The organism is Bartonella sp. PS7NMGDW (assembly GCF_042193585.1).
GTDB classification, from domain to species: Bacteria; Pseudomonadota; Alphaproteobacteria; order Rhizobiales; family Rhizobiaceae; genus Bartonella; species Bartonella grahamii.
The window spans coordinates 1,778-12,683 of record NZ_JBHILX010000020.1 but is presented as its reverse complement, the minus strand read 5'-3'; the positions used below and the strand labels follow the sequence as shown (position 1 = coordinate 12,683).

The window sequence follows — 10,906 nt, the reverse complement described above, 5'->3', positions numbered from 1 at the left end:
AGTATACGGATGAGAAAGTTTCTCATATTGTAAAAGATGGAGTTAATGAGGCTAATTCGTATACGGATATGAAGTTTTCGACATTAAGTTATGCTGTTGAGGATGTTCGAAAAGAGGCAAGACAAGCAGCAGCTGTTGGTTTAGCGGTAGCTGGTTTACGCTATAGTGATATTCCTGGAAAATTAACAATCGCATTTGGGAGTGGTTTGTGGCGCAGTCAATCTGCTTTTGCTTTTGGTGCAGGTTATACTTCAGAGAACGGTGATATTGGTTCCAACTTGTCAATTACCACTTCTGGAGGGCACTGGGGTATAAGTGCAGGGGTTAATGTGATACTCAACTAATAAACGATTAAATCCATAAAATTGAATTGCCTTTTTCTTATTTAAGAAAAGGGCAATTTTTTTACCTTCTTCCAGAGTTCTCTAAAGCTATTCTAAATGTAAAAACTCTCGTAATTATATAAAATCCGAATATAAAAAGCTTATTACAAATTTTGTTGAGAATAAAAGACCTTAGTGGTAAAGATTCAAAAAATTGATTGCTATTTTTCTTTGATAATTAGGTAATAATCTTATTGCTCTATCCTATTATTTTGATTTATTAAAATGCTTCAAGCAATGTAAATACGAATATACCCTTTATTAAAAGAAGACAGTTTTAGCTTTTATTTGCGTATAGTTTTAAATGTATGCTTTATGTTGATATCGTTATAACTTTTCATTGAAAGTCTTGTTTTTTAAATGACAAATTATCTTAAGAATAGAATAATTCAAAATATTATGTTTTTTTAATCAGTTTCCTTTTTTGTAGCTTCATAGTAAAAGTTTAATTTCTCCAAATTGTTTTAATCTAATTACGAGTATGAAAAGCAAATAGTGCAAATTTTTACAATTCAAAATATGTCTTTTTATGTTTTAGACATGGTTTTTTGTTAAGGGTTTGTTATGAAAAAATTATTGATCATATTCAAGGGAAATAGCTCAAGTTTTCAGCGTTTATTTTATCGGTTGTTTGTAGCAACGTTTTCATTGGGAGTTGTGATAGTTGTTTTTTTATCGAATGCTATTCCTGTTTTGGCGAAAAATTGATATAATAGAACAGCTGCTTCAAGCCATGGAAAAAGCAACAAAGAGCTATTCTCAAGGAAAAATGCTCCTTTCTGTGTATGCTAACTCTAACAGCATTGGGGCTCTCTCAAAAGGTTTTGATTTATTAAAAGCAAGTTATTTAACAGCACTTAATACAGCAGCAATGGCACCAATAGTGGATGATTCTACAGAAGTGGCTATATCAATTTTCTCGTCAATACGCTTTCTATTAAGAGTAAGGATGGTTTTAGTGAGAGATTTCTTACCGATTCGCAATTGGTTATGAACAATAACTCTACAATTACAATGAGTTCTGAAAACAACGAAGATGCAAGGATTATCGATGGATCTGACACCTTGCGACATGATTTCATTACAAGAATGCAACGATTTACAGGTATGCAACGTACTCCAAACACAAGTATTGCTTTAGGTAGTGGAACGCAAGGGGAAAAAGAATGGAGCGTTACTGTAGGCAATATGGCTCACGCTTTGGGGAAAAGCAGTGTCGCAATAGGTGGTGAATATAATAAGAAGAGCAAATATGGAGATAATAATTATACAACTGCGAAGAGTGATTATTCAATAGCTGTAGGAGCCGTTTCTAAAGCCCTAGGGTATGGTTCGATTGCTCTTGGGTGCATATGCATTTTCTCAAGAAGCTATTTTATAGGTTCCTATTCTAACGTGACGGTTGATGGGGTGTTGCTATCGGGAACAACTCTGTACCTGGTAGGGCTGCTGGCGTTTTTGGGTATATGTCTCTTCTGCAAGGACCGGCTAAAAACACCGAATCTCAATAGAAAAGTACGAAAGGTGAAGTGAATATTGGTATTCTTAGTAAGAACATAACGCGACAAATTATAGGCGTAGCAGCTGGTAGCAAACCTGCCGATGCAGTGAACCTTAGACAGTTGCAGGATTTAGAAGAAGTCGTAAGAAAAAAGGTTGGAAACTGTCTATTGCTGGTGAGACAGCTAAAGATTTTGGTGCCAGATAGTACAATAAATTTTCATTCGGAGGAAGTAATCTCAGGGTTACAAAGAGATAAGGACGATGAAAATAAGCTCATATTTGGTTTGGCTAATGACATAGTATTGAAAAGCATAACATTAGGAGAGAAAACAAAAGTAGATGCAATAGGCTTAGTAATTATTGATGGCCCGCAAATAACTACCGGTAGTATTAATGCGGCAAGTAAAAAGTAACAAATGTTGCAGAAGGAACTCGCAATACTGATGCAGTGAATTTTTCACAACTGAAGGAAGTAAAAAAATAAGTAGCAGTGAGTATTTTTGTAAAACAGGAAACAGCAACGAAACACATTACCATTGGTAAGGATATAGATGGTGATAAAATTGATATTGCGAATAAAAGTGATAAATTACGGATAATTTCTGGTGTTAAGAAAGCAAAGAGAGATAAAGCATCAATGATGCTGTTAGTAAAAAAACAGCTTGAAGAAAGTTTAGAGAAACTTGCTAATGATTCTGCTGTTGTTTATTATGATAAAGCAAATAATGAAAATGGCACTATTAATAGGGCACTATTAATTATGAAGGTGTGACTTTTGGAAAAACTACAGCTCCCGCTGCACTTCATACTGTAGCAAATAAAATTACGAAAAATTCCACTGATGTTGTCAATGGCGGTCAGCTTTATTCATTGGGTGATAAAGTTGCGAAATCTTTAGGTAGTGGAGCATCTTGTAGCGACGGTATTTTTACAGCTCTTACTTATAAATTATCATCAGATTGATGAAAAAGGTACGGTAATAGAGAAATCATATAGCCACTCTAACTTATTTTACAAGTCTTGATGACAATATCAAGAATATCAATAATCGTATTAAAGGAGTCTCTGAGGGGATGTGCAGGATTCTTTGTCATGGAGCACAAAGGATCAAGCTTTTGTTGCAAAACATGGAGAGAAGCAAGAAAACAGCAAGATCACATCCCTTTCGGCAGGAGCTATTACAAAGAGTTCCACGGATGCTGTGACGGGGTGGACAGCTTTATTCACTAAATCAAACGCGTGCAAAATATTTTGGCGGTGGTGCTAGATATGAGAATAAAGAATGGACAGTACAGAGTTTCAAGCTGAAAGTTTTCAAAGATGATGGAACCTTTGAAGAGAACAGCTATGATAATATTGCAGCAGCTTTTGCTGGCATAAATAGTGTTTTCGCGAAGCTTCATAATGAAATTTCTGGCAACATCGAGAAAAATGCTTTGTTATGGAGTAATGGAGCAGGGGCATTTGTGGCTCGGCATGGAAAAGACGAAAAAAAAGCTATAACGATATTGCTAATGCATTTAATGCAGGTCGTGGCGTTGATAAGAATAAGAAGGCGAGTAAGATTATCAATGTAGAGGTAGGGGGGTGGGAAGGTAGGAGAAAGCTCGAAAGAAGCAGTAAATGGTGGTCAGTTATATGATTATACGAAAAAGCAGACAGATATGATTCTCGATAAAGCGAAAGAATATACGGATGAGCAAGTTTCTCATCTTGTAAAAGATGGAGTTAGTGAGGCTAATTCGTATACGGATATGAAGTTTGCAACGTTAAGTTATACTGTTGAGGATGTTCGGAAAGAGGCAAGACAAGCAGCAGCGATTGGTTTAGCAGTGTCTAATTTAAGTTATGATGATACTCCTGGAAAAATCAGTCTATCATTTGGTGGTGGTTTATGGCGCAGTCAATCCGCATTTGCTATTGGCGCCGGTTATATGTCAGAAGATGGAAAAATCTGCTCCAATCTCTCCGCAACGAGTTCTGGTGGTCATTGGGGTGTAGGTATTGGGCTTAATTTAATACTGAACTAGATAAGCAAAAAACTTTTCTTAAATATGCTCTTTGCCCTTGCCTCATCAAAGCGGGGGCATTTTAGTAAAAAGCTTTCATAAATCCTCTAATGAAGTAAAAAATCTTATTCACGAAAAATAAACTGATGCCTAAACGGATGATCAATAGGTACAAAAATTATATCTCTTTCAAAGAGGTCAAAGCTAAAAACGACACACAACCTTTGATAGAAAAAACGAAATTAATTCTAATATTAAGTGTTTTTTTACCTTCCTTAAATTGACTTTCACGAACTTGCCTCTAACTACCCTCTAAAGACGCTGTAGAAACAACAGTTTATGTCTTAATTTTATTTATGTCCTAAAACACGCTGTAAAAGCAGGAACACGCAAGGGAAATAAGAAAGCTTTAGAGTTCTAGAGCATACCTTTTTTGTGTTTTTAATCTATTATTATGAGGGGGTATTATGAAAATATATACTACACAAAATCTACGTGATTTGAGTTTTTCTCGTTCACATCATCGATCATCATTGTTTAAAGTAGCTTCGTTAGGAACTGCGGTGGCATTATTTTTATCGAATGCTTCTCCTGTTTTTTCAGCAAATCTCGATTTAACAAAAGCATCTCTTGAAAATGTGAAGAATGCTGCCGTGGTTTATCCGCAAAGTACTCTTTCTGCTTATAATGATTATACAAGTGGTATGGGGGGGGAAAATTCTGTCATAAATGTTTTAACAGTCGACGGAAGGTCTGTATGGAAAGATGCGCAAAATATCTTTACAGTGGGTGGCGCTGTTATTTTAGATCCAGAGAAATATACGGCAAAGGGGAAAAGTGTTGCTATAGACTCTACAGCGCACGCTTTAGGACTAGGTAATATCGCGATAGATGCCGGATATAATAACCAAGATGATATTAGGGATGCATTCTTAAATGCTTATTCTTCACGAGTGAGGGCCGATAGTAATGAAACTGTTATGGGGTCTGGGCCTGAAACGCGGGCGTATGGAAAGGTTATTCTTGGGGACGGTTCTTCGAGTAAGGCGGGTGCGGGTGCTCCCGGTTTCGATTTTCTCACTAAAAGCCCGTCAAAGGTAGATAATGAGATATGGAAAAGTAATGCGGGGCCAGCAACTATTGGTAATGATGTAAATAAGATGACGCGCCAGCTTGAAGGGGTGGCAGCTGGTACTTATAGTACTGATGCTGTGAATGTTGCGCAGTTAGGATCATTACAAAAATACGTAGACCAAGGTTGGAACCTATCCGTTGGGGGTAAAGATGCTAAAGCCGTTGGTATAAAAGATACTGTAGATTTGTCAGTTGCAAGTGACAACCTTACGATTACAAAAGGTGCGAAAGACAATAATGTAAAATTTGATCTAGCTAAGAATATTACAGTGGCAAGTGTCACTGCAGGGAACGCCTCTATGAGTAGTGATGGCTTTCTGTTTGCTGATGGGGCTAAAATAACTGTGGATGGTATTGATGCTGGCAATAAACAGATTACAGGAGTTGCAAACGGAGAAGAAGATACTGATGCAGTGAATTTTGCGCAGCTACAAGAGATAAAAAATCAAATAGCAGCAAATAGTCTTGTCAAGCAAGATGGTGGAGAAGAAGGTCGTATCACCATTGGTATAGCAACAGGGGGGTCTGAAATCAATGTTGCAAACAAATCGGGTGAAGATAGGATAATTTCCGGTGTGAAAGAAGCAGTTAATGATGATGAAGCTGTTAATAAAAAACAACTTGATGGTGAAATTGCAGATATCACGGACAGTATTAAGGTCATTAAAGAAGCAAATAGCTTTGCGGTTCTTTATGATAAAGATGCAGATGGCACCATTAATTATAATAGTGTGACTTTGGGTGGTGATAAGACTACGGCACCAGTTGCTCTCCATAATGTACAAGCTGGTACAGTTGCAGAAGGGTCGAATGATGCAATTAATGGCAGCCAGATTAATAAAATATCCGCAGATGTAGCAGGCATTTTTGGTGGTGATGCCGAATTTGTCGATGGTGCTTTTGTAGGACCACAGTATAATTTATCTACTGTTTCTGCGGATGGTTCTAGAGAACAGAAAGTCTTTTATAATGTTGGTGAAGCTTTGACAGGGCTTGATGCAAATGTAAAGAATGTGAATAGTCGCTTAACATATGTAGTCAATGACTTTACTCAGAAAATTGAAGGTGTTTCTAAAGATTCTCTTTTGTGGAGCGAAAATGAACAAGCATTTGTTGCTCTTCATGAAGCAAACGGAGAGAAGACAGACAGCAAACTCACATTTTTGAAGGATGGAGACATTTCTGCTAACTCAACGGATGCAGTAAATGGTTCGCAGCTCTTTACGACTAATCAGAATATTGCCACTGTTACGAATGATCTAGCAAAAATTTCTCAAAATACATCTCAATATTTGGGCGGTGGTGCAGATGTGGTCACTAATAAAGCACCAACCTATACGATTCAGAACACTGAATATAACGACATTGGTTCTGCTTTTAGTACTGTTGATAATTCTATCACGAATATCCAAAATCAGATTACGAATGCGACGAAAAATAGCCTCGTTAAGCAGGAGGAAAATGAAGGTACTATCACTGTTGGTAAAGCAACAGGTGGAACTAAAATCAATGTTGCGAATAAGAACGGTGATGCTCGTACAATTTCCGGTGTAAAAGCTGCAGAGCGGAATGATGAAGCTGTTAATAAAGAACAGCTTGATAAAAGTATAGAGAAGATTTCTAAGGATATTAATCTCACAACAGCTGCTGCAGTTCTCTACGATAAAGAAAATGGTGCTGTTAATTATGGTAGTATAACTTTAGGTGGCGATAAAAATAAAGAGCCAGTAGCTCTCCTTAATGTCAAAGCTGGCGAAATTGCTGAATATTCAACCGATGCAGTAAATGGGGACCAAATTAATCAAATCTCCCAAGATATAGCAAATTACTTTGGTGGGAATGCGGAATTTAGTGATGGTTATTTTGGGGGACCAGAGTATAATTTATCTACAGTTTCTGCGGATGGTAAGGTGGTTCAGAAAACCTTTGAAAATGTTGGTGACGCTTTGACGGGTCTTGATGCAAATGTGAAGAATGTGAATGATCATTTAATAAATGTGACAAATGATTTTACACAACAAATCAATAATATTACTCAAGAAGTCAAAGGGGATGCCTTGTTGTGGAATAATGATGAGAAAGCATTTGTAGCACAGCATGGAGAGGGAAGAACCAATAGCAAAATTAAGTTTCTTGCCAATGGAGATATTTCTGAAGATTCAACCGATGCTGTAAATGGTTCACAACTCTTTGAGACCAATCAGAATGTTACCACTGTCACAAATAATCTTTCAACAATTGCTAAAAATATATCAAAATATTTTGGTGGTGGTGCAGATGTATCTAATGGTAAAGCGCCAACGTATACTATTCAGGGCAAACCACATAATGATTTTGGATCTGCTTTTAGTACTGTTGATAATTCTATCACGAATATCCAAAATCAGATTACGAATGCGACGAAAAATAGCCTCGTTAAGCAGGAGGAAAATGAAGGTACTATCACTGTTGGTAAAGCAACAGGTGGAACTAAAATCAATGTTGCGAATAAGAACGGTGATGCTCGTACAATTTCCGGTGTAAAAGCTGCAGAGCGGAATGATGAAGCTGTTAATAAAGAACAGCTTGATAAAAGTATAGAGAAGATTTCTAAGGATATTAATCTCACAACAGCTGCTGCAGTTCTCTACGATAAAGAAAATGGTGCTGTTAATTATGGTAGTATAACTTTAGGTGGCGATAAAAATAAAGAGCCAGTAGCTCTCCTTAATGTCAAAGCTGGCGAAATTGCTGAATATTCAACCGATGCAGTAAATGGGGACCAAATTAATCAAATCTCCCAAGATATAGCAAATTACTTTGGTGGGAATGCGGAATTTAGTGATGGTTATTTTGGGGGACCAGAGTATAATTTATCTACAGTTTCTGCGGATGGTAAGGTGGTTCAGAAAACCTTTGAAAATGTTGGTGACGCTTTGACGGGTCTTGATGCAAATGTGAAGAATGTGAATGATCATTTAATAAATGTGACAAATGATTTTACACAACAAATCAATAATATTACTCAAGAAGTCAAAGGGGATGCCTTGTTGTGGAATAATGATGAGAAAGCATTTGTAGCACAGCATGGAGAGGGAAGAACCAATAGCAAAATTAAGTTTCTTGCCAATGGAGATATTTCTGCTAACTCAACGGATGCTGTAAATGGTTCGCAACTTTATTTGATGAGTAATCAGCTTGCTGCGTATTTTGGTGGTGGCGCTGGCTATAATAATGGACAATGGATCGCTCCTACTTTCAAGATAGCACAATTCAATAATGACGGCAGTTCTGGTGAGAAGAAGACCTATCATGACGTTGCCAATGCTTTTGACGGCGTGAGTGAGAGTATGTCCAAGATAAACAATCGCATTCAAAATGTTGAAAACAATGTCTCGTCCAATGGTTTAAATTGGAATGAACAGAAAAAAGCCTATGACGCTAGTCATGATGGTCAACAAAGTAAGATTATCAATGTAGCAGATGGTAAAATTGCAGAAGGTTCAAAAGATGCAGTCAATGGCGGACAGCTTTGGCAGACCAACGAACGTATCACTGGCGTTGAGAAAGATATTAAGCATATCGAAAACAGAGTCGACAATATTTCCGCTACGGTTACGGATATTGGTGAAACGGTTTTCCATATTGAAAACAGAGTTGATAATATTGAGAACACGGTTAATAATCTTTCTGATGGTGCAGTTAACTATGATAAAGATGCTGATGGTAAAAAGACCAATAAGATTACTCTAAAAGGTGGCAACGAAAGTGAACCTGTTATGATTGATAATGTTGCGGATGGTCGTATTGAGAAGGGATCAAAAGAAGCTGTAAATGGTGGTCAGCTCCATGGCTACACTGAGCAGCAGATGAAAATTGTTCTTGATCAATCAAAGCACTACACAGATCAACGGGTGAATAATATCGTTATCGATGCTATTGATGATGCTGTTGATCGGGCTAACCAATATACAGATATGAAGTTTAATATTTTAAGTTATGACATTAAGAGTGTACGCAAAGAGGCAAGACAAGCAGCCGCTGTTGGTCTAGCAGTATCCAACCTACGTTACTTCGACGACCCAGGATCTTTGAGTGTCTCATTTGGTAGCGGGGCATGGCGTGGACAATCTGCGTTTGCTCTTGGTGCTGGTTATACATCTGAGAACGGAAAAATCCGCTCTAATCTCTCTGCTACGAGTGCTGGTGGTCACTGGGGAATAGGTGGAGCAATTACTCTGAAAATAAAATAATACGAACAACGAAAACAGAACCAAATAATCACCCTTATTTATTGAAATGAGGGTGATTTTTTTTACAGACGTACAGTATTTATCTAGAGATAAGCATAATATTTGATGACGATATAAACTTTAAGGTTTTATAGAAGACCCTTATATGCTTTTATTGCAAAAATATCACAAATAGAATCCATATTGCTAAAAAGTTATATTTTTATGTTGCTATTTTCTTGAACAGTCTATAATAATACGGAAATGTGTATTAGTAAGACTCATTTTGATGAAATAACTTTCAGGGGGAGATAAGTAGTGCGTAAAAATAAAAGGCACATCACAAAATCACGCATATATCATTACATGACATTTTAAAAAGAGAAAACCTAAATAAAAAACGATTTTCCAAGGAATCTATATCCCGAACGTATTACAATTTCTTTCTACTTTACTTGTTATTAACAAAAAAATGCTTTCTAATAAAACTAAAACCTTTTTCAAAGGATTTTATAGTAGAGGCCACAAAGTAAAAAGTAATATTAAATATGCAATACGTCTTTTTTATTTAGGAAAAACAGCACATCAAAACCCATAGACTTTAAATGTATTACCTTTATGTCCAAAAAACATAAATCAAAAATAAACATTTAAGCCTCAACACAGAAAGCGCAAAAAACTAAAGACTCAAAACGTTCACACGCTAAACAACGATCCTCCATTCTGAATTCCGAGAAGATCAATAATGCTAAAATATGTCTTTTTTATGTTTTGGAGGTGTTTTTAAGTTTTTTCATTGGAGAATTTATTATGAAAAAATCATATGTCACACTAGCACACGATGATGCAAATGGGATTCATTTTCCTTATCCGTTGTCTTTGGTGAGGGCGCTTTTGTTGGCTGCAATAGTTGCGTTTTTATCGAATGTTTCTCCTAGTTTTTCGGCAAATGTCGATGTAAGCAAAATATTCCTTGAAGGTGTCGAGAGCGCTGTTGTAGGAGCTCCACGAAATGTTATTTCTGCTTATGATGGCGATAACAGTGAGTTAGATGCTTCTAATGCATCAAAGGAAAATTATATAACAGCGTTGAATGTTGCGACAACACCTAAGGTGGATGCTACCAGTGACTACGCAAATTTTCTGGTCAATACTCTTTCTAGTAACAGTGATAATAATTCCACAATAAATACTTTGACACCAAGACAACTCATTCCTGTTAGTGAACTGCAGCGAGACACGAAAGATGATAAAGGTGTTATGTTGGGCGATAAAGCAAAGGCAACTACTTACTCAAGTATTGCAATAGGTGCATTTGACCCAGATTGTATGAATGCAAATGGTATACTTGGTTGTGTTGCGGCGAAGGCAGTAGCTGAAAGAGCAATAGCTATCGGTTTATCAGCTGATGTTAAAAATTATGAGGGGATCGGTATTGGTGTTAGCGCAACAGTAAAAGCTGATGATGCTATTGCTATAGGTGCCTTTACAAATGCTACAGCAACAAATAGTACAGCTATAGGTAATCGTGCAAATTCAACAGGGGATAGAGGTATTGCTATAGGTGCCTTTACAAATGCTACAGCAACAAATAGTATAGCCATGGGTTATCAAGCAAATGCAAAGGGGAATAGAGGTATTGCTATAGGCAATGATTCGCTGGCCT

General features: G+C 36.9%; 8 protein-coding genes and 3 pseudogenes. All 11 read left to right on the top strand.

What is annotated here, in order from left to right; genetic code table 11:
• Nucleotides 1-344 (top strand): YadA-like family protein (locus ACFIKJ_RS08060; RefSeq protein ID WP_375627467.1); only part of this gene is annotated, 344 nt, incomplete at its 5' end.
• A gap of 603 nt (nucleotides 345-947) precedes the next feature.
• Nucleotides 948-1,091: a hypothetical protein gene (locus tag ACFIKJ_RS08055; protein ID WP_375627466.1), complete on the top strand. Its 144-nt coding sequence runs from the start codon at nucleotides 948-950 to the stop codon at nucleotides 1,089-1,091.
• A gap of 25 nt (nucleotides 1,092-1,116) precedes the next feature.
• On the top strand, nucleotides 1,117-1,377 hold the full coding sequence (locus ACFIKJ_RS08050) for a hypothetical protein (protein WP_375670442.1): 261 nt from the start codon (nucleotides 1,117-1,119) through the stop codon (nucleotides 1,375-1,377).
• A 113-nt stretch (nucleotides 1,378-1,490) separates the two neighbouring features.
• Nucleotides 1,491-1,916, top strand: coding sequence for a hypothetical protein (locus tag ACFIKJ_RS08045; RefSeq protein WP_375670441.1), 426 nt, complete (start codon nucleotides 1,491-1,493; stop codon nucleotides 1,914-1,916).
• On the top strand, nucleotides 1,913-2,299 hold the full coding sequence (locus ACFIKJ_RS08040) for a hypothetical protein (RefSeq protein ID WP_375627464.1): 387 nt from the start codon (nucleotides 1,913-1,915) through the stop codon (nucleotides 2,297-2,299). Before ACFIKJ_RS08045 ends, ACFIKJ_RS08040 begins: the two co-directional genes overlap by 4 nt.
• 23 nt (nucleotides 2,300-2,322) lie before the next feature.
• A pseudogene (locus ACFIKJ_RS08035) lies at nucleotides 2,323-2,370 on the top strand (hypothetical protein); the annotation flags it as partial.
• A 6-nt stretch (nucleotides 2,371-2,376) separates the two neighbouring features.
• Nucleotides 2,377-2,658 (top strand): hypothetical protein, encoded by a 282-nt coding sequence (locus tag ACFIKJ_RS08030; protein WP_375670440.1) that lies wholly within the window; start codon nucleotides 2,377-2,379, stop codon nucleotides 2,656-2,658.
• The gene (locus ACFIKJ_RS08025; protein WP_375670439.1) at nucleotides 2,655-2,849 is read left to right on the top strand and encodes a hypothetical protein; all 195 of its coding nucleotides are present in this window, start codon (nucleotides 2,655-2,657) and stop codon (nucleotides 2,847-2,849) included. The genes ACFIKJ_RS08030 and ACFIKJ_RS08025 overlap by 4 nt, the downstream gene beginning before the upstream one ends.
• A 626-nt stretch (nucleotides 2,850-3,475) precedes the next feature.
• Nucleotides 3,476-3,916, top strand: a pseudogene (locus ACFIKJ_RS08020) (YadA-like family protein); the annotation flags it as partial.
• Nucleotides 3,917-4,362: 446 nt separating this feature from the next.
• Nucleotides 4,363-9,261, top strand: a complete 4,899-nt coding sequence (locus ACFIKJ_RS08015; RefSeq protein WP_375670437.1) for a Vomp family autotransporter — start codon at nucleotides 4,363-4,365, stop codon at nucleotides 9,259-9,261.
• Between the two features lie 789 nt (nucleotides 9,262-10,050).
• A pseudogene (locus ACFIKJ_RS08010) lies at nucleotides 10,051-10,906 on the top strand (hypothetical protein); the annotation flags it as partial.

What these genes read in the sequence shown, in the direction of transcription:
- ACFIKJ_RS08055 (WP_375627466.1), top strand. Translation starts at nt 948, where the DNA reads ATGAAAAAATTATTGATCATATTCAAGGGAAATAGCTCAAGTTTTCAG.
- ACFIKJ_RS08050 (WP_375670442.1), top strand. Translation starts at nt 1,117, where the DNA reads ATGGAAAAAGCAACAAAGAGCTATTCTCAAGGAAAAATGCTCCTTTCT.
- ACFIKJ_RS08045 (WP_375670441.1), top strand. Translation starts at nt 1,491, where the DNA reads ATGCAACGTACTCCAAACACAAGTATTGCTTTAGGTAGTGGAACGCAA.
- ACFIKJ_RS08015 (WP_375670437.1), top strand. Translation starts at nt 4,363, where the DNA reads ATGAAAATATATACTACACAAAATCTACGTGATTTGAGTTTTTCTCGT.